The organism is Amycolatopsis solani, assembly GCF_033441515.1.
Classification (GTDB): Bacteria; Actinomycetota; Actinomycetes; order Mycobacteriales; family Pseudonocardiaceae; genus Amycolatopsis; species Amycolatopsis solani.
This window is the reverse complement of the sequence record NZ_JAWQJT010000003.1, coordinates 1,927,525-1,946,098: the sequence shown is the minus strand read 5'-3', so window position 1 is coordinate 1,946,098 and position 18,574 is coordinate 1,927,525. Positions and strand designations below refer to the sequence as shown.

17 protein-coding genes are annotated in these 18,574 nt (G+C 70.7%); 13 read left to right on the top strand and 4 right to left on the bottom strand.

Features of this window, described 5'->3' with window-relative positions; translation table 11 throughout:
* Positions 1 to 26 precede the first annotated feature (26 nt).
* Positions 27 to 680, bottom strand: coding sequence for an ACT domain-containing protein (locus tag SD460_RS41645; RefSeq protein ID WP_318307691.1), 654 nt, complete (start codon positions 678 to 680; stop codon positions 27 to 29).
* 236 nt (positions 681 to 916) lie between these two features.
* On the opposite strand from SD460_RS41645, the gene gatC reads away from it, so the two are divergent.
* The 8 genes from gatC to SD460_RS41605 all read left to right on the top strand — a co-directional run bounded on the left by gatC (position 917) and on the right by SD460_RS41605 (position 8,958).
* Positions 917 to 1,216 carry an Asp-tRNA(Asn)/Glu-tRNA(Gln) amidotransferase subunit GatC gene (gene gatC / locus SD460_RS41640; RefSeq protein ID WP_284743223.1) on the top strand — a complete coding sequence of 100 codons (300 nt, stop codon included), beginning with the start codon at positions 917 to 919 and terminating at the stop codon, positions 1,214 to 1,216.
* A complete protein-coding gene (gene gatA / locus SD460_RS41635) occupies positions 1,213 to 2,730 on the top strand; it encodes an Asp-tRNA(Asn)/Glu-tRNA(Gln) amidotransferase subunit GatA (protein ID WP_290051818.1) in 1,518 nt (505 codons plus the stop codon). The genes gatC and gatA overlap by 4 nt, the downstream gene beginning before the upstream one ends.
* Entirely contained in the window at positions 2,727 to 4,232 is a 1,506-nt protein-coding gene (gene gatB / locus SD460_RS41630; protein WP_290051817.1) for an Asp-tRNA(Asn)/Glu-tRNA(Gln) amidotransferase subunit GatB, read from the top strand. The genes gatA and gatB overlap by 4 nt, the downstream gene beginning before the upstream one ends.
* Positions 4,233 to 4,240: 8 nt before the next feature.
* Positions 4,241 to 4,777, top strand: coding sequence for a hypothetical protein (locus SD460_RS41625; protein WP_290051816.1), 537 nt, complete (start codon positions 4,241 to 4,243; stop codon positions 4,775 to 4,777).
* A gap of 329 nt (positions 4,778 to 5,106) precedes the next feature.
* Complete coding sequence (locus SD460_RS41620; protein ID WP_290051815.1) at positions 5,107 to 6,189, top strand: Gfo/Idh/MocA family protein; 1,083 nt, start codon at positions 5,107 to 5,109, stop codon at positions 6,187 to 6,189.
* The gene (locus tag SD460_RS41615; RefSeq protein WP_290051814.1) at positions 6,186 to 7,106 is read left to right on the top strand and encodes a DUF6807 domain-containing protein; all 921 of its coding nucleotides are present in this window, start codon (positions 6,186 to 6,188) and stop codon (positions 7,104 to 7,106) included. The genes SD460_RS41620 and SD460_RS41615 overlap by 4 nt, the downstream gene beginning before the upstream one ends.
* Positions 7,103 to 7,816 carry a cupin domain-containing protein gene (locus tag SD460_RS41610; protein WP_290051812.1) on the top strand — a complete coding sequence of 238 codons (714 nt, stop codon included), beginning with the start codon at positions 7,103 to 7,105 and terminating at the stop codon, positions 7,814 to 7,816. The genes SD460_RS41615 and SD460_RS41610 overlap by 4 nt, the downstream gene beginning before the upstream one ends.
* Complete coding sequence (locus SD460_RS41605; protein ID WP_290051811.1) at positions 7,816 to 8,958, top strand: Gfo/Idh/MocA family protein; 1,143 nt, start codon at positions 7,816 to 7,818, stop codon at positions 8,956 to 8,958. The genes SD460_RS41610 and SD460_RS41605 overlap by 1 nt, the downstream gene beginning before the upstream one ends.
* A 181-nt stretch (positions 8,959 to 9,139) precedes the next feature.
* Here SD460_RS41605 and SD460_RS41600 read toward each other — a convergent pair whose 3' ends face one another.
* Positions 9,140 to 10,348 carry a PQQ-dependent sugar dehydrogenase gene (locus SD460_RS41600; protein ID WP_290051809.1) on the bottom strand — a complete coding sequence of 403 codons (1,209 nt, stop codon included), beginning with the start codon at positions 10,346 to 10,348 and terminating at the stop codon, positions 9,140 to 9,142.
* 65 nt (positions 10,349 to 10,413) lie between these two features.
* Here SD460_RS41600 and SD460_RS41595 point away from each other — a divergent pair, with 65 nt between their 5' ends.
* Both SD460_RS41595 and SD460_RS41590 read left to right on the top strand, forming a co-directional pair.
* Positions 10,414 to 11,322 carry a 2-hydroxyacid dehydrogenase gene (locus tag SD460_RS41595; protein WP_318307590.1) on the top strand — a complete coding sequence of 303 codons (909 nt, stop codon included), beginning with the start codon at positions 10,414 to 10,416 and terminating at the stop codon, positions 11,320 to 11,322.
* Positions 11,323 to 11,367: 45 nt separating this feature from the next.
* The gene (locus SD460_RS41590) at positions 11,368 to 11,943 is read left to right on the top strand and encodes a DoxX family membrane protein (RefSeq protein ID WP_290051806.1); all 576 of its coding nucleotides are present in this window, start codon (positions 11,368 to 11,370) and stop codon (positions 11,941 to 11,943) included.
* 438 nt (positions 11,944 to 12,381) lie between these two features.
* Here SD460_RS41590 and ilvD read toward each other — a convergent pair whose 3' ends face one another.
* Both ilvD and SD460_RS41580 read right to left on the bottom strand, forming a co-directional pair.
* Entirely contained in the window at positions 12,382 to 14,226 is a 1,845-nt protein-coding gene (ilvD, locus tag SD460_RS41585; RefSeq protein ID WP_318307589.1) for a dihydroxy-acid dehydratase, read from the bottom strand.
* Positions 14,227 to 14,322: 96 nt separating this feature from the next.
* Entirely contained in the window at positions 14,323 to 14,754 is a 432-nt protein-coding gene (locus SD460_RS41580; protein WP_290051803.1) for a PH domain-containing protein, read from the bottom strand.
* 336 nt (positions 14,755 to 15,090) lie between these two features.
* Between SD460_RS41580 and SD460_RS41575 the strand changes: the two genes are divergently transcribed.
* The 3 genes from SD460_RS41575 to ilvC are packed head-to-tail and all read left to right on the top strand — an operon-like array spanning position 15,091 to position 18,533.
* A complete protein-coding gene (locus tag SD460_RS41575; protein WP_290051801.1) occupies positions 15,091 to 16,974 on the top strand; it encodes an acetolactate synthase large subunit in 1,884 nt (627 codons plus the stop codon).
* Position 16,975: 1 nt separating this feature from the next.
* Entirely contained in the window at positions 16,976 to 17,482 is a 507-nt protein-coding gene (gene ilvN, locus SD460_RS41570; protein WP_086842284.1) for an acetolactate synthase small subunit, read from the top strand.
* A gap of 37 nt (positions 17,483 to 17,519) precedes the next feature.
* Complete coding sequence (gene ilvC, locus SD460_RS41565) at positions 17,520 to 18,533, top strand: ketol-acid reductoisomerase (RefSeq protein WP_290051798.1); 1,014 nt, start codon at positions 17,520 to 17,522, stop codon at positions 18,531 to 18,533.
* Positions 18,534 to 18,574 lie beyond the last annotated feature (41 nt).

The window sequence follows — 18,574 nt, the reverse complement described above, 5'->3', positions numbered from 1 at the left end:
TCGTCCCCTGATCGATCCGCGTCGGGCTAGCCGTCGAGGACGACCGCGACGATGCCCGCGAGGTGGGCGAGCCGGGCGACTTCGGCGGCGCGGAAGGCCGGCCCGCCCGGGCGGGCCACCAGCAGCGCCTTGCCCGGTTTGCCGAGTGGCGTGGCGGCCAGCTCGGTGCCGAGCTCCTGCCACGTCTCCGGGATCCAAGCCTCTTCGCCGTCGAGGACCGTCGCGCGCTCCAGCGGCAGCCACGGCAGGTCGGTGATGGGCGTCTCGGGGGCGGCGCTCGACGACGCCAGCCGGACCGCGCCGGTTTCGGCGTGCTCGACGACCATCGCCCAGCCCGCACGGACGATGCGGGGCACGCCCTCGGCCAGGATGTCGAGGCCCGACTTCGGCTGCGCCGCGATTTCTTCGACCAGCTCGAGCTCGCGGTGGGTGTCCAGGACACCCGCGTAGGGCCGGACCGCGTCCACTTCGACGCCTTCGACGCTTTCCGCCGCCGTGATCAGCGCGTCGGGAAGGCGACCGGACGGGAGCTCGACGACGAGGTCGTCGACGGCCACTCCGGTGCCGCGTTCGACGACGTCCACGCTCAGGATGTCGGCGCCTACCGTGCCGAGCGCCGTGGCGACCGCGCCGAGGGTCCCCGGGCTGTCCGGAAGGAGGACCCGGATCAGGAACGACACCACGCGCCCCTCTCACCTCTGGCGTCCCAGCCTTGCCGTGGGACGCTCGATGCCGGTCGCCGATTGTGACAGACCCGACCGGCTCGCGGGACCTGCTGTCCGGCGGGCGGGACGCGAGAGTCGCCGGACGGCACCCGGCCTGCGCCGGGCGTAACCCAGTCGAGTCCGCCCGCGCCGTCACCATAGACTTGCAGCTTCCGAGACAACCCGCACAGCACAACCCGGGAGTCACCCGCGTGCCCAACATTTCCCGAGACGAGGTCGCGCACCTCGCGAAGCTGGCCAGGCTGGCCGTGACCGACGACGAGCTCGACGTCTTCGCCGGCCAGCTCGACCAGATCCTGGACTCGGTGGCCAAGGTGAGCGAGGTCGCCGCCGATGACGTGCCGCCGACTTCGCACGCCGTGCCGCTGACGAACGTCTTCCGGCAGGACGTCGTCCGTCCCGGGCTCACGCAGCAGCAGGCGCTGGCCGGTGCGCCGGCCGCCGAGGACGGGCGTTTCCGGGTGCCGCGGATTCTGGGGGAAGAGCAGTGACCGAGCTCATCAAGCTGACCGCCGCGGAGCTGGCGGAGAAGATCCACGCGCGCGAGGTGTCCGCGGTCGAGGTCACGCAGGCCCACCTGGACCGGATCGCCGAGGTCGACGACCACGTCCACGCGTTCCTGCACGTCGACACCGAGGGCGCGCTGGCCGCGGCCAAGGCCGTCGACGAGGGCATCGCCGGTGGCAACGCGCCCGCGTCGGCGCTGGCCGGGGTGCCGCTCGCGCTGAAGGACGTCCTCACCACCGAGGGCATCCCGACGACCTGTGGTTCGAAAACGCTCGAAGGCTGGATCCCGCCGTACGACGCGACCGTGACGCGCAAGCTGCGCGAGGCCGGCGTCGTCATCCTCGGCAAGACCAACATGGACGAGTTCGCCATGGGGTCGTCGACGGAGAACTCGGCCTACGGCCCGACGCACAACCCGTGGGACCACGCCCGCATCCCGGGCGGGTCGGGTGGTGGCTCGTCGGCGTCGATCGCGGCCTTCGAAGCGGCCATCGCCATCGGCACCGACACCGGTGGCTCGATCCGGCAGCCGGGGTCCGTGACCGGCACCGTCGGGGTCAAGCCGACCTACGGCGGCGTGTCGCGCTACGGGCTCGTCGCGTTTTCGTCGTCTCTCGACCAGGCCGGGCCCTGCGCGCGGACGGTGCTCGACGCCGCCCTGCTGCACGAGGTCATCGCCGGGCACGACCCGCTGGACTCCACCTCCATCGACGCGCCGGTCCCGCCGGTGGTCGCCGCGGCCCGCCAGGGCATGACCGGCGACCTCAAGGGCGTCAAGGTCGGCGTCGTGAAGGAGTTCGGCGGCGACGGCTACCAGCCGGGCGTGGAGCGGTCGTTCCAGGCCGCGGTCGAGCAGCTGCGCGTGCTCGGGGCCGAGGTCGTCGAGGTCTCGTGTCCGAACTTCGTCTACGCGCTGCCCGCGTACTACCTGATCGCGCCGAGTGAGGCCTCGTCGAACCTCGCGCGGTTCGACGCCATGCGCTACGGCCTGCGCGTCGCCGACGACGGCGCGCACAGCGCCGAAGAGGTCATGTCGCTGACCCGCGAGAAGGGCTTCGGCGCCGAGGTCAAGCGGCGCATCATGCTGGGCACCTACGCGTTGTCGTCCGGCTACTACGACGCCTACTACGGCTCGGCGCAGAAGGTGCGCACGCTGATCACGCGTGACTTCGCCGCCGCGTTCGAAAAGGTCGATGTCCTCGTTTCGCCCACGACGCCGACCACGGCGTTCAAGATCGGCGAGCGCGTGGACGACCCGATGGCTATGTACCTCGCCGACCTGTGCACGATCCCGTCGAACCTCGCCGGCAACGCCGCCATGAGCGTGCCGAGCGGGCTGTCCGACGAGGACGGGCTGCCGGTCGGCCTGCAGATCATGGCCCCGGCGCTCGCCGACGACCGGCTCTACCGGGTCGGCGCCGCCTACGAGGCCGCTCGCGACGCCGCGGCCGGCGGGGCGCTCATCCACAAGGTCCCGGAGCTGGGAGGAACCAAGTGACTGCCGTGGCCGAGCTGATGGACTACGCCGACGTCATCGAACGCTTCAACCCCGTGCTCGGGCTCGAAGTGCACGTCGAGCTCAACACGAACACGAAGATGTTCTGCGGCTGCGCGAACGAGTTCGGCGGCGAACCGAACACGAAGGTGTGCCCGACCTGCCTGGGCCTGCCCGGCGCGCTGCCGGTCGTCAACGGCAAGGCCGTCGAGGGCGCGATCCGGATCGGTCTCGCGCTGAACTGCGAGATCGCCGAGTGGTGCCGGTTCGCCCGGAAGAACTACTTCTACCCGGACATGCCGAAGAACTTCCAGACGTCGCAGTACGACGAGCCGATCGCCTTCAACGGCTACCTCGACGTCACGCTGGACGACGGCGAGGTCGTGCGCGTGGAGATCGAGCGCGCGCACATGGAAGAAGACACCGGCAAGTCGCTGCACGTCGGTGGGGCGACCGGGCGGATCCACGGTGCCGAGCACTCGCTGCTCGACTACAACCGGGCCGGCGTTCCGCTGATCGAAATCGTGACCAAGCCGATCGAGGGCACCGGCGAGCGGGCCCCCGAGGTCGCTCGCGCCTACGTGTCGGCGCTGCGCGACCTGCTGCGCGCGCTCGACGTGTCGGACGTCCGCATGGACCAGGGCTCGCTGCGGTGCGATGCGAACGTTTCGCTCATGGCGAAGGACGCGACCGAGTTCGGTACCCGTACCGAGACCAAGAACGTCAACTCGCTGCGGAGCGTCGAACGGGCCGTTCGCTACGAGATGACGCGGCAGGCGGCCATCCTCGCCGAGGGTGGTTCGATCAAGCAGGAGACGCGGCACTTCCAGGAGGCCGACGGCACGACGTCGCCGGGCCGGACGAAGGAGACCGCTGAGGACTACCGGTACTTCCCGGAGCCCGACCTGGTCCCGATCGCGCCGTCGCGCGAGTGGGTCGAACAGCTGCGTGGCACGCTGCCGGAGATGCCGTCGGAGCGGCGGAAGCGGATCCAGCAGGAATGGTCACTTTCCGACGAAGCCCTGCGTGACCTGCTGAACGTCGGCGCGGTCGACCTCGTCGCGGCCACCGTCGAGGCCGGCGCGTCGCCGGACGAGGCGCGCGGCTGGTGGGTCAACACCCTCGCGCAGGAAGCGAACACCCGCGAGGTCGAGCTGGCCGACCTGCCCATCACGCCGAAGCAGGTGGCCGAGGTCATCGGGCTGGTTTCGTCCGGTGAGCTGACGAACAAGCTCGCCAAGGAGGTCGTCCAGGGCGTGCTCGCCGGTGAGGGCGAGCCGCGTGAGGTCGTCGAGAAGCGCGGGCTGAAGGTCGTCTCGGATGACTCGGCTCTGCTCGCGGCGATCGACGAGGCTCTGGCGGCGCAGCCGGACGTCGCGGAGAAGATCCGCGGCGGCAAGGTCGCCGCGGCGGGGGCGATCGTCGGCGCGGTCATGAAGGCGACCAAGGGACAGGCCGACGCCAAGCGGGTCCGGGAACTGATCATCGAGCGCGTCGGCTCCTGACCGTTTTCATGACATCGCCGTTTTCCGTCAAAAGCGTCACCTGGCGCGAGTGGCTCGGCCTGGCGGCCGGGCTGCTCGCGCTGGGGTCGACGTTCCTGCCGTGGACCACGCTGAGCACGAACAAGCCGGACATCGAGATCGTTCTCTCGTCCTTGCCTCACAGCGACGTCGTCCGGAACGCGTGGCAGTCGAGCTTCTTCGCCTGGTGCCCGCCGCTGCCGTTGCTGCTGGCCGGGCTGGTCGTGGTCGTTTTCGGGCGAATCCGGAAAGTGCGGGTCAGCGGCCTGCCGCACCTATGGCTGGTGGTCGCCGCGGCGTCGCTGCTGCTGATGGTGCTCGGCTGGTTCACGCTCGACTGGGAGTTCGACGCCGACCAGCGCGGCATCTTCGACGTCGCGGGGATCGCGATCGGGGCGGGCTCCGGGCGGTTCCTCGGGTTGTTCGCCGCGCTCGGTTCGGTTGTTGTCGCTTTCTTGGACATCCGGGCTGTGCGTGCCGAGAGCCGGCAGCCGCGGAAGCGGAATCCCAGGAGCAAGACTCACTGATCGACCGGCGCCGAGCTGTGGCTGCGCTCGGTGTGGGTGCCGCCGTTCGGGGTGGCGGCGCGGGGTCATGACGGCTGAGCGCGGCGAGACTTCGTGAAGTCGGTGCGGGTGTCAGCGCTGAGCGCGTGAAGCCTTGGTGGCGTTGAAGTCGCGATGGTGAGAGCGGCCGCCGGGGCTGTCGTCCGTTCCGGTTGACCAACGTTGGTGACAACGTTGACAACTGGTCGGCCGTTGCGTGAGAAAGCGCTTTCTGGAACGGTCGGCGGCAGCGGCCTGAGAGGTGGGGGCGGCCGCTGGGAGAGGCGTGTCACCGAGGAGGGAGACCTGGGTTGACTCACAGAAAGCGCTTACACGTTGCCGTCGTCGGCACCGGCGGTATCGCGGACAGCCATCGGACCGCCTTCCAGGCACACCGGGACGACGTCGACATCGTGGCCGCCGCCGATGTCGATGAAGCCCGGGCCGTCGCGTTTTGTGCCGCGGCAGGGAACGCCAAGCCGTACGGCGATCTCGATTCCTTGCTCGCCGAGCAGGAGCCCGATCTCGTCTCGATCTGCACGCCGCCGGGCCTGCACGTCGAACAGACCAAGAAGGCGCTCGAGAGCGGGGCCTGGGTCTGGTGTGAGAAGCCGCCGTGCCGGTCGCTCGCCGAGTACGACGAGATGGCCGCCGCCGAAGGGGAGGGCGGGCCGTACGTTTCGTTCGTTTTTCAGCAACGCTCTGGGTCCGGCGCCGCGCACTTCCGGAGGCTGCTCGCGGACGGGGAACTCGGGCGTCCGCTCGTCGCGCACTGCCAGACCACCTGGTACCGCGACGCCGCCTACTACGCGGTGCCGTGGCGCGGGCGCTGGGAGTCCGAAGGCGGCGGGCCCGCCATGGGACACGGCATCCACCAGATGGACCTCCTGCTCCACCTGCTCGGCGACTGGGCCGAGGTGCGCGCGATGACCGCGCGGCTCGTGCACGACGTCGAGACCGAGGACGTCTCCACCGCGCTCGTCCGGTTCGAGTCAGGGGCGCTCGCGACCGTCGTCAACAGCGTCTTGTCGCCGGACGAGGTGAGCCGGGTCCGGGTCGACTGCGAAAACGCGACCGTCGAGCTCACCCACCTCTACGGGCACGGCGCCAAGGACTGGCGCTACACACCGGCGCCGCACGTTGCCGAAAAAGCGACGAACCGCTGGTGGACGCCGCCGGATGACGTCATCAGCTCGCACGCTGCCGCGTTCGCGCCCGTTCTCGACGCCTACCGGGCCGGGCGGCGGCCGCCGTGCAGCGGGGGTGACGGGCGGCGGGTGCTGGAGTTCGTCGCGGCCCTGTACAAGTCCGCGGCCACCGGGCTCGGGGTGCGTCGCGGGGAGATCGTTCCCGGCGACGCCTTCCACGGGTCCATGGCGGGAGCGCGGGCGTGAGCGCGGCGATCACCGTCACGCACCGGCACGGCGAGCGCGTGACCGTCGAGGCCGGCGGCGTCCAGCTGATGTCCTATGTGTACAAGCCCGACCCCGTGGCCTTCGAATCCCGCAAGCCCTACACCCACCCGCTGCGGACCCTCGGCGGCCGCGGCGTCAGCGGGTACCGGCCCGCCGACCACCGGTGGCACAAGGGCCTGCAGATGACGTCCAGCCACCTGTCCGGGCAGAATTTCTGGGGCGGCCACACCTACGTCCCCGGCGATGGATACCAGGATCTGCCGGACCGCGTCGGCTCGATCCGGCACGACGACTTCGCCGCCTTCACCGTCGGGCTTGAGCGGCTCGGCTTCACCGAGCGGCTCACCTGGGTCGCCAACGGCGGTGACGAGTGGGCGCGGGAGCGGCGCGACCTCGTCGTCCACTCGGCCGAGCCGGACGAAGGGGCCTGGGCGCTCGACTGGGGGATCGAGCTGACCAACGTCCGCGACACCCCGCTCGAGTTCGGCAGCCCGACGACCGCCGGGCGTGAGCTGGCCGGGTACACCGGGCTGCACTGGCGGGGGCCGCGAGAGTTCAGCGGTGGGCGCGTCCTCGGACCCGGCGAGCTCGGCGGCGAAGACATGATGGGCGTGCAGGCGCCGTGGCTGGCGTTCGTCGGCGAGCACGACGGCGTCGACGCGCATTCGACGCTGGTCTTCGCGCATTCGCCGGAAAACGACCAGGCGATCCACGAGTCGCACTGGTTCGTCCGCTCGCGGGACACGCCCATGGTGGCTTTCTCGTGGGCGTTTTTCGACGAATTCGCGCTGGAGCCGGGGGAGAGCTTCACCTACCGCTACCGGATCGTCGTCGCCGACGGGGCGTGGGACCGCGATCGGGTGAATCACTACCTCGATGGACACGGGTGGTCATGAACGCGTTCCCACTTCCAGGTGGAATCGGGGTCTCGCACCTGCGCGCCTACGACTGGGCGGCGGAGGATGGAGTCTGTGGCGGCAGCCCGCACCTGCACCTGGCCTGCACCGAGGCCTACGTCGTCACCGGCGGACGCGGGGCGGTCCAGACGCTGAGCGTCGGCGGCTACGACGAGACACCGCTCGAAGCCGGCGTGATCGCGTGGTTCGCGCCGGGAACCGTGCACCGGATGGTCCAGGTCGAGGATCTCCGCGTCACGGTGCTGATGCAGAACAGCGGACTGCCCGAGGCGGGGGACGCCGTGTTCACGTTCCCGCCCGACGTGCTCGCCGACCCCGTCGCCTATGCCGGTGCGGCGGCGTTGCCGAAAACCGACCACGCCGCTCGACAACGCCGTGACCTGGCGATTCGCGGCTACCTGCCGCTCCGGGAGGCGCTGCGGGACGGTGACCCGGGGCCGTTGCGGGTGTTTCACCGGGCGGCCCTCTCGCTCGTTTCGCCGAAAATCGGCAACTGGGTTTCGCGCTGGCGGACGGGGGCGTTGCGGGCCGCCGAGCTCACCGGGGTGCACCTCGCGGCGCTCGCCGGTGGTGATGGGAGTCACCTCGAGCAGTCCGGCGTCCGGGTCGCGGCACCCTCGAACCCGGACGGGTACGGCATGTGCGGCCGTCGCGCGGAATACGACATCGACGAGGAAGGCCGGCAGTGATGAACCAGCCCAGTATCGGAGTGCTGCTCAACGGGGTCACCGGCCGGATGGGCTACCGGCAGCACCTGCTGCGGTCGGTCTTGGCGATTCGCGACCAGGGCGGCGTCGCCCTGCCGGACGGCGGCCGCGTGCAGCTCGAGCCGATCCTCGCCGGGCGCAATGCCGCGAAGTTGAAGGACCTCGCCGGGCGGCACGGCCTGACCGCGTGGACCACCGACCCGGACTCCGCGCTGGCCGACGTCGGGATCTACTTCGACGCGCAGCTGACGTCGGCGCGGGAGCCGTCGGTGCGGGCGGCCATCGCCGCGGGCAAGCACGTCTACGCCGAAAAGCCCCTTGCCGAAAAACTGACATCGGCGCTGGAGCTGGCCGCGCTCGCGCGTGACGCCGGGATCTGCCACGGCGTCGTGCACGACAAGCTGTTCCTGCCCGGGCTGCGGAAGCTGCGGCGGCTGGTCGACGGCGGGTTCTTCGGGCGGGTCCTGTCGGTGCGCGGCGAGTTCGGCTACTGGGTCTTCGAAGGCGACTGGCAGGAGGCCCAGCGCCCGAGCTGGAACTACCGCGCCGAGGACGGCGGCGGGATCGTGCTCGACATGTTCTGCCACTGGAACTACGTCCTCGAGAACCTCTTCGGCCGCGTCGAGGCCGTGACCGCGAAAGCGACAACGCACATTCCGCGCCGCTGGGACGAGCGGGGCGAGGCGTACGCGGCTACGGCCGACGACGCCGCGTACGGGATCTTCGAACTGGAGTCCGGGGTCGTCGCGCAGATCAACTCGTCGTGGTCGACGCGGGTGTTCCGCGACGAGCTCGTCGAGTTCCAGGTCGACGGCACCGAGGGCAGCGCCGTCGCCGGGCTGCGGCGCTGCCGGGTCCAGCACCGCTCCGCGACGCCGAAGCCGGTGTGGAACCCCGACCTGCCGGCGACCGAGGCGTTCCGCGACCAGTGGCAGGAGGTCCCGGACAACGCCGAGTTCGACAACGGCTTCAAGGCGCAGTGGGAGGAGTTCGTCCGGGACGTGGTCGCCGGGCGGCAACACCGCTACGACTTCTTCTCGGCGGCACGCGGGCTGCAGCTCGCCGAGGCCGGGCTGACGTCGTCGGCGGAGGGGCGGCGCGTGGAGCTGAAGCCGCTCGGCTGACCAGCCGTCTCAGCTGACCGGCCGCGTCAACTGACCAGCCGTCTCAGCTGATCGGCCGTCTCCGCTGACCGGATCGGCCGGCGGCGCTGGCCGGATCGGCGGGCGGTGCCGGCCGGATCGGCGGGCGGTGCGGGCCGGATCGGCGGGCGGTGCGGAGCCGGCGAGGGGGTGAGGCGTGCGGTCAGTCCTTGCCGTTGCCGCCGCCGGACGTCGCCGGGGTGATCAGCACGACGCGGTCGTCGCTCGACACCGGGGCGCCGCCGTCCTTGTTGACCGTGCCGGCCACCGCCAGCTGCGGGTTGATCATGCTCATCCCGGCCAGCCGCCCGTAGGTCACCGGGGGCTTGCCGGACTTGCCGTCGAGGCTGATCGTCGGCTTGCCGCTGATCGCGCCCTCCGGCGTCACCGGCAGGTTCTGCAGGTTGCCGGTCAGCGAGGTGCCGACCGAGACCGAGCCGTTGGCGTCGACGAAGTCGGCGCAGCCCGCGACGCCCGGTTTGTCCGGCCACGTCCACGCCGGCGCCGTCAGCGGCTGCCCGGCCTGGAAGCGGTAGAGGACGTCCTTGTCGGCGAGCCGGTCGGTGATCCAGACGCGGCCGCCGTCGGCCGAGGCGCACAGCCCGCCGGGGGCGTGCAGGCCGGCCGCCACGGTCAGCGAGCCGTTGGCGTTGCCCGCCGCGGCCTTGCCGGACGTGTCGATGCGCAGCACCTTCCCGGCGAGGGAGTTCGGGTCGGTGGCGGCGTTCGGGTTGCCCGCGTCGCCCGTCGCGACCAGCAGCGCGCCGCGGTTGTCGGTGGCGATCGTGCCGCGGTTGCCGGACGCGCCCTTCGGGATGCCGGTGAGTACCGGCTTCGCGGCCTGGCCCTTCGCGAAGCGCACTACGCGGTTGTCCGTCGCGGTCGTGACGTAGGCGAACACCAGCTGGTCTTCGACGTAGGACGGCGAGAGCGCTAGCCCGGTCAGGCCGCCGTCACCGGCCGCCTGGACGTCGAGCTTCGCGAAGTCCGTCGCGTCCTTGCCCGCCGTCGCGAGCAGGACGCGGCCGCTTTTGCGCTCGCCCGCCAGCGCGCTCGGCGTCGACCCGTCACCCGGCAGGCCGGCCACCGCGGCGACGGTGTCCAGGCAGGTCGAGATCACCGACGGGTCGAAGTCCTTGCAGCCCTGGGGCGGCGGCACCGGCGCGGCCGACGGGCCGGGACGCACCTGCTTGCCGTCGCCGCCCGAGTCCGCACCGGGGCCCTGGACCTGGGGCGGGGATTCAGGGCTCGGGACGGGCGCGGGGCTGAACGACTGACCGGCCGCGGTGTCGTCGAACCGCGCGCAGCCGGCGGGCAGCAGAACGCCGCAGGTCAGGATCGCCAGCAGGGCCGACCGGTACCGAGTGCGCATGATCCCCCAGCCTAGGGGCCGCCGCGTGAACCATGGGTGAGTACTCCTGGTTTACGTTGGGGATCATGACGTTGACCGTGCTGGTGCCCGACGACGAGGGCATGACCGTGCTCGCCGAGGTTCCGCGGGTCCTGCCCGTGCGCTACCAGTGGGGCGAGCCCGTGCCCGCGGAGGCCGCGAAGGCCGAGGTGCTCATCCCCGGCAAGCACCCGCCGGGCGAGGAGCTCTGGCGCACGCTGCCGAACCTGAAACTGATCCAGCTGCTGTCCGCCGGGGCCGAGGACTGGGTGGGCAAGGTGCCCGACGGCATCCTGCTGTCCACCTGCCGCGGGGCGCACGGCGGCAGCACCGCCGAGTGGGTCGTCGCGGCGCTGCTGTCGATGTACCGGCGGCTGGACGTCTTCGCGGCGGCGCAGCGCGAAGGCCGGTGGGAGCGGCAGACGGCCGACACGCTGCAGGGCAAGCGCGTGCTCGTCATCGGCGCCGGCGACCTGGGACGGCACTTGCGGCGGCGGCTCGAGCCGTTCGACGCGCGGTGCACTATGGTCGGGATGACCGCGCGGGAGGGCGTGCACGGCGTGCAGGAGCTGCCCGCGCTGCTCGGTCTGCACGACGTCGTCGTGCTCATGGTGCCGCTGACCTCGCGCACCCGCGGGATGGTCGACGCGGCGTTCCTGGCCGAGATGCGCGACGGCGCCGTGCTGGCCAACGTCTCGCGCGGCGCGGTCGTGGACACCGACGCGCTGGTCGCCGAATTGACCACGGGACGGCTGCGTGCCGCGCTCGACGTCACCGACCCCGAGCCGCCCCCGCCGGGGCACCCGCTGTGGACGGCGCCGGGGCTGCTGCTGACCCCGCACATCGGCGGGTCGGTGCGCGGGGTGCGGGGGCGGTCGTACGCCGTCGCGGCGGCGGAGATCGCCCGGTATGCCGGCGGCGAGCTGCCGGACAACCTCGTGCACGGCGAATACTGAGCGCGGCGGCTCGCCAGGCCCGGGCGGATCCCCTACCCTTCGCGCGTGAGCAGTGGAGACGATTTTTCGCAGCAGCCCACCAGCCTCCTGTCCGGCGTCGAGGACGACGGCGGTGACGACGCCCCACGCCAGGGCGGGCTCGGCCTCGGCCTGCTGATCCTGCGGCTCGCGCTCGGCGTGACCATGGGCGCGCACGGTCTGCAGCACCTGTTCGGCCTGTTCGGCGGGCCGGGCATCGGCGGGTTCGCGCGGGTGCTGGAGACGTTCGGCTACCACAAGCAGACGACGCTGCTGTCGTGGGTCACGGGCATCGCCGAGGTCGGCGGCGGGGTGCTGGTGATCGTCGGGCTGTTCACGCCGCTCGCGGCGGCGGCGCTGCTCGGGGTGGCGGCGAACGCCGTGTACGCGAAGTTCCACGGCGGGTTCTTCGAGCAGCAGGGGCAGGGGTTCGAGTTCGAGCTGCTGCTGGGGGCGGCCGCGCTGAGCCTGCTGTTCACCGGGGCCGGGCCGATTTCGCTGGAGCGGAACACGCCGTGGCGGAAGCGGCCGTTGCCGCTGGGGCTGGTGTCGCTGCTGCTGGCCGCCGCGGCGGCTGTGGTGGTCATCGTCTTGACGCGGTAGGGCTGGGGACAACTCGGCCGTGTGGGGCGGCCCTGTGGACAACTCTGCCTGGTGAGGGCGGAACTGTCGGTGGCCGCCGGTAACGTTGAAACCGGGGGTCCCCCTCGCGGCCCGGGGTGGTTTGGGCCTCGAAATGGCCGCCTCGGCGAGCGGGGCGGCCTGGTGGCTGAGGCCGGACTCATCGGGACGGTTTTCGCGGCTGGGGCGGATTTGCCGGCGGCCTTGGTGGCGGGGCTGGAGTTGCCGGGACGGCTTTTGCGGCTGGGGCGGTTTTGCCGGCGGCCTTGGTGGTCGGGGCTGGAGTTGCCGGGACGGCTTTTGCGGCTGGGGCGGTTTTGGTGGCCGGGGCTGGATATGCCGGGACGGCTTTGCGGCTGGGGGCGGAAACCGCGAAGGCCGCCCCGGCGAGCGAGGCGGCCTTCGCGGGTAAAGCCGGATCTACTTGTTCACGTCGCGGACCGCGCCGGTGTCCGCTGACGTTGCCATCCGGGCGTACGCGCGCAACGCCGCCGTCACCGGGCGCTGGCGGTCCTTCGGCTGCCACGGGCGTTCCGACGCCTCCATCTTGGCCCGCCGCTCGGCCAGCACCTCCGGCTCCACCAGCAGCTCCAGCCGGCGCTCGTGGATGTCCAGGAGGATCCGGTCGCCGTTCTCCACCAGGGCGATCAGGCCGCCGGCCGCCGCCTCCGGGGAGATGTGGCCGACCGAGATGCCCGATGAACCGCCCGAGAAGCGGCCGTCCGTGATCAGGGCGCACTTCTTGCCGAGGCCCGAACCCTTGAGGAACGCCGTCGGGTGCAGCATCTCCTGCATGCCGGGGCCGCCCGCCGGGCCCTCGTAGCGGATCACCAGGACCTCGCCCGGCTGGATCTCCTTCTTGAGGATCGCCGAGACCGCTTCCTCCTGGCTCTCCAGCACGCGCGCCGGGCCCTCGAAGTGCCACAGGTCCTCGTCGATGCCCGCGGCCTTGATGACCGCGCCGTTCTCGGCGAGGTTGCCGCGCAGGATGGCCAGGCCGCCGTCCTTCGTGTACGCGTGCTCGACGTCGCGGATGCAGCCGCCTGCCGCGTCCGTGTCCAGGGATGACCAGCGGTTCGACGTCGAGAACGCCTGCGTCGTGCGGACGCCGCCCGGGGCCGCGTGGAACAGCTCGAGTGCGACCGGGGACGGCGACGAAGCGCGGATGTCCCAGGCGGAAAGCCAAGAGTCGAGGTCGTCCGAGTGGACCGAACGGACGTCGGTGTTCAGCAGGCCGCCGCGGTACAGCTCGCCGAGGATCGCCGGGATTCCGCCCGCGCGGTGGACGTCCTCCATGTGGTAGTCCGAGTTCGGCGCCACCTTCGACAGGCACGGCACGCGGCGGCCGATCGCGTCGATGTCGGCGATCGTGAAGTCGACCTCGCCCTCCTGGGCGGCGGCGAGGATGTGCAGCACCGTGTTCGTCGAGCCGCCCATCGCCATGTCGAGGGCCATCGCGTTCTCGAACGCCGCCTTCGACGCGATCGAGCGGGGGAGCACCGAGTCGTCGTCCTGCTCGTACCACTTGCGGCACAGCTCGACGACCGTGCGCCCGGCCTCCTCGAACAGCGCGCGCCGCGCCGCGTGGGTCGCCAGCGTCGAGCCGTTGCCCGGCAGCGAGAGGCCCAGCGCCTCGGTGAGGCAGTTCATCGAGTTCGCGGTGAACATGCCGGAGCACGAACCGCACGTCGGGCACGCCGAGCGCTCGACGATGTCCAGACCCTCTTCGTCGACGTCGGGGCTCGCCGACGCGGCGATCGCGGTGATCAGGTCGGTCGGGGCCTGGGCGACGCCGCCGACGACGACCGCCTTGCCCGCCTCCATCGGCCCGCCGGAGACGAACACCACCGGGATGTTCAGCCGCATGGCGGCGTTGAGCATGCCCGGGGTGATCTTGTCGCAGTTGGAGATGCACACCAGCGCGTCGGCCTGGTGCGCGTTGACCATGTACTCGACCGAGTCGGCGATGATCTCGCGCGAGGGCAGCGAGTAGAGCATGCCGGAGTGGCCCATGGCGATGCCGTCGTCGACGGCGATGGTGTGGAACTCGCGCGCGACGCCGCCCGCTTCCTTGACCGCGCCGGCGACGATCTCGCCGAGGTCCTTGAGGTGCACGTGGCCGGGCACGAACTGCGTGTAGGAGTTGGCGATCGCCACGATCGGCTTGCCGAAGTCGCTGTCGGTCATGCCGGTGGCGCGCCAGAGCGAGCGCGCGCCCGCCGCGTTGCGGCCGTGGGTGGTGGTCCGGGAACGGAGAGGCGGCACGGCGAAACTCCCAGGTCGGATGGTCGGCGGGAACACTCCGCCAAAACTGGTTCTACCAATTTAGGCCAGTGTGGCGGATGCCGTCCATCGAGGGTGCTACGAGCCGGGCTTGAGGTCTTCCTCTTCGAGCAGGCCGCTCGGGTCGGCGACGAGTCCTTCGCTCACCAGCGACAGCACCGGCAGGTGCCGGGTCCGGACCGTCGGCAGCGGCACCTTCGTGTCGTCCTTCAGCACCGCCTGCACGCGGGACTTCTTGGTGATCGCCAGGCCCTTCAACGCCGACCACGGCACGTCCCGGTGGCCGAACACGGTCCGGATCGCGAGGCCTTCGCGCGTCGCGCTCGTGCGGTGGCGGATGACGAACACCGCCAGCGCGATCGGGAAGACGTAGAGCCACTGCAGGTACGGGATTTCCCCGAGTGCGATCGGCGTCACGCAGACGGTCAGGAGCGCGATCGCCATGAACGACGTGCGGGGGACGCGGAAGACGGCCTTCCGGCCCTCGTCCTGCTGAGCTTTTTCGGCCACCCCGAAATGGTGCACCGCCGCCCCGACCGGCCCGAACCCGGGTCGCGCAGGCGTGACACGCACCCCACGGTGTGTCCAGCATCCGGACACACCGTCCCGCAGAGTTGACACCCGCGCGGCGTTGCGGCTAGCGTCATCGCCGTGACACCGCTGACCGGCCTCGTACTTCCCAAGCGCGTCGACGCTTAGGGAAGTCCTTCCGCTGCGTCGACGCGCGACCCTCGTGCGACCTTACGGTCGGCGAGGGTTTTTTGTTGCCCAAGGAGAAGAGCTTCTTCGCCCCACCGCACCAAACTGACCCGAACGAGTGACACCGAGACCCACGAGGCAGAACCGATGACCAGTGCCACGTCGCGCAGCGACGCGAAACCCGGGCCGACGCCCGGTACGTCCGGAGCTCGTCCGAAGCCGGCGCCCCCGGCGGGAACGCCGGTGCGCGTCACCGGCGCCCAGTCACTCGTGCGCTCGCTCGAGGCCGTCGGCGCCGAGGTGGTCTTCGGCATTCCGGGCGGCACCATCCTGCCCGCCTACGACCCGCTGCTCGACTCGACGAAGGTCCGCCACGTCCTGGTGCGCCACGAACAGGGCGCGGGGCACGCGGCGACCGGCTACGCGCAGGCCACCGGCAAGGTCGGTGTGTGCATGGCCACCTCCGGCCCCGGCGCGACCAACCTCGTCACGCCGCTCGCGGACGCGAACATGGACTCCGTTCCGGTGGTGGCCATCACCGGCCAGCAGAGCCGGGCGCTGATCGGCACGGACGCGTTCCAGGAAGCCGACATCTGCGGCATCACCATGCCGATCACCAAGCACAACTTCCTCGTGACGGACCCGGCGGAGATCCCGCGGACCATCGCCGAGGCGTTCCACCTGGCCGCGACCGGCCGGCCCGGTCCCGTCCTGGTGGACATCCCCAAGGACGTGCTGCAGGAGATGACCTCGTTCTCCTGGCCGACCGAGCTGCGCCTCCCGGGTTACCGCCCGACGCTGCGCCCGCACGGCAAGCAGGTCCGCGAAGCCGCGAAGCTGATCGCGAAGTCGCGCCGCCCGGTGCTCTACGTCGGCGGCGGCGTGATCAAGGCGGAGGCGCACGAGCAGCTCAAGGAACTCGCCGAGCTGACGAACATCCCCGTCGTCACCACGCTGATGGCGCGCGGCGCGTTCCCCGACTCGCACCCGCAGCACCTCGGCATGCCGGGCATGCACGGCACGGTCGCCGCGGTCGCCGCGATGCAACGCGCCGACCTGCTGATCGCGCTCGGCGCCCGGTTCGACGACCGCGTCACCGGCCAGCTCTCGTCGTTCGCGCCGGACGCCTCGATCGTGCACGCCGACATCGACCCGGCCGAGATCTCCAAGAACCGCAAGGCCGACGTCCCGATCGTGGGCGACTGCAAGGAGATCATCGGCGAGCTGATCACCGCGGTCACCACGGAGTTCGAGCACGGCGGCAAGCCGGACCTCGCCGACTGGTGGACCCAGGCCGACGACTGGCGCGAGAACTACCCGGCGGGCTACGAGTGGCCCGACGACGGTTCGCTGTCGCCGCAGTACGTCATCGAGCGGATCGGCCAGATCGTCGGCCCGGACGCGGTGTACGCCGCCGGCGTCGGCCAGCACCAGATGTGGGCCGCGCAGTTCGTCAAGTACGAGAACCCGCGCACCTGGATCAACTCCGGCGGCCTCGGCACCATGGGCTACGCGGTGCCCGCCGCGATGGGCGCGCAGTTCGGCGTCCCGGGCACGCAGGTCTGGGCGATCGACGGCGACGGCTGCTTCCAGATGACCAACCAGGAGCTGGCCACCTGCGCCATCGAGGGCGCGCCGATCAAGGTCGCCGTGATCAACAACGGCAACCTCGGCATGGTCCGGCAGTGGCAGAACCTCTTCTACTCGGAGCGGTACTCCAACACCGACCTCGGCACGCACAAGCACCGCATCCCGGACTTCGTGCTGCTGGCGGAGGCGCTGGGGTGCGCGGGCCTGCGGTGCGAGACCAAGGAAGACGTCGACGCCACCATCCGCCGCGCGATGGAGATCAACGACCGCCCCGTCGTGATCGACTTCGTGGTCGGGAAGGATGCCCAGGTGTGGCCGATGGTCGCCGCGGGCACCGGCAACGACGAGATCATGGCGGTCCGGGGCATCCGGCCGCTGTTCGACGACGACGAGGTTTCGGTGGAGACCACGGAAGCCGCCGCGGAAGGTGGCGAGCACTGAGATGACCGTCCACACGCTGAGTGTCCTGGTCGAGAACAAGCCGGGTGTGCTCGCGCGCGTCTCGGGCCTGTTCTCCCGCCGCGGGTTCAACATCGAGTCCCTTGCCGTCGGACCCACGGAAAACCCCGAGGTGTCCCGGATGACGATCGTGGTCGCCGTGGAAGAGCTACCGCTCGAACAGGTGACCAAACAGCTCAACAAGCTGGTCAACGTGATCAAGATCGTCGAGCTGGAGCAGTCGACCGCCGTGCAGCGCGAACTGCTGCTCGTGAAGGTTCGCGCCGACAACACCGTGCGCAGCCAGGTCCTCGAAACCGTCCAGCTCTTCCGTGCGAAGGTGGTGGACGTGTCCCCGGAGGCGCTCACCGTCGAGGCGACCGGGACGTCGGACAAGATCGGCGCCCTGCTGCGGATGCTGGAGCCCTATGGCATCCGCGAGCTGGTCCAGTCCGGCATGGTCGCGGTGGGACGCGGCGCCCGCTCGATCACCGCAACCTCCCCGCGCTAGAAAACTTTGTAAGTCAGGAAAGGAAGCAGTAACCCCCATGGCAGTGGAAATCTTCTACGACGACGACGCCGACCTCTCGATCATCCAGGGGCGCAAGGTCGCTGTCATCGGCTACGGCAGCCAGGGCCACGCCCACTCGCTGAGCCTGCGCGACTCCGGCGTCGACGTCCGCATCGGCCTGCCCGAGGGGTCCAAGTCGCGGGCCAAGGCCGAGGAGCAGGGCCTGCGCGTGCTCACCCCGGCCGAGGCGTCGGCCGAGGCCGACCTGATCATGATCCTGGCGCCGGACACCAAGCAGCGCTTCATCTACGAGCAGGACATCGCGCCGAACCTCAAGGACGGCGACGCGATCTTCTTCGGGCACGGCTTCAACATCCGCTACGACCTGATCAAGCCGCCGGCGAACGTCGACGTCGCCATGGTCGCCCCGAAGGGCCCGGGTCACCTCGTGCGCCGCCAGTTCGTCGACGGCAAGGGCGTCCCGGCGCTCATCGCCGTGGAGCAGGACGCGTCCGGCAACGCCCAGGCGCTCGCCCTCTCCTACGCCGCCGCCATCGGTGGCGCCCGCGCCGGCGTCATCAAGACGACGTTCAAGGAAGAGACCGAGACCGACCTCTTCGGCGAGCAGGCCGTGCTCTGCGGTGGCGCGTCCGCGCTGGTGCAGACCGGTTTCGAGGTGCTCACCGAGGCCGGCTACGCCCCGGAGATCGCCTACTTCGAGGTGCTGCACGAGCTGAAGCTGATCGTCGACCTCATGTACGAGGGCGGCATCGCGCGCCAGCGCTACTCGATCTCCGACACCGCCGAGTACGGCGACCTGACCCGCGGCCCGCGCGTCATCTCGCCGGCGGTCAAGGAAGAGATGAAGAAGATCCTCGGCGAGATCCAGGACGGCACGTTCGCCCGCGAATGGGTCGCCGAGGACGAGGCCGGACGGCCGAACTTCACCAAGCTCGAGGAGCAGGGCAACAAGCACCCGATCGAGGAGACCGGCAAGAAGCTGCGCGACCTGATGTCGTGGGTGGACCGGCCGATCACCGAGACCGCCTGATCTTCCGCGAAGCCGTGAAGGCCTCCTTGCCGGCCGTAAGC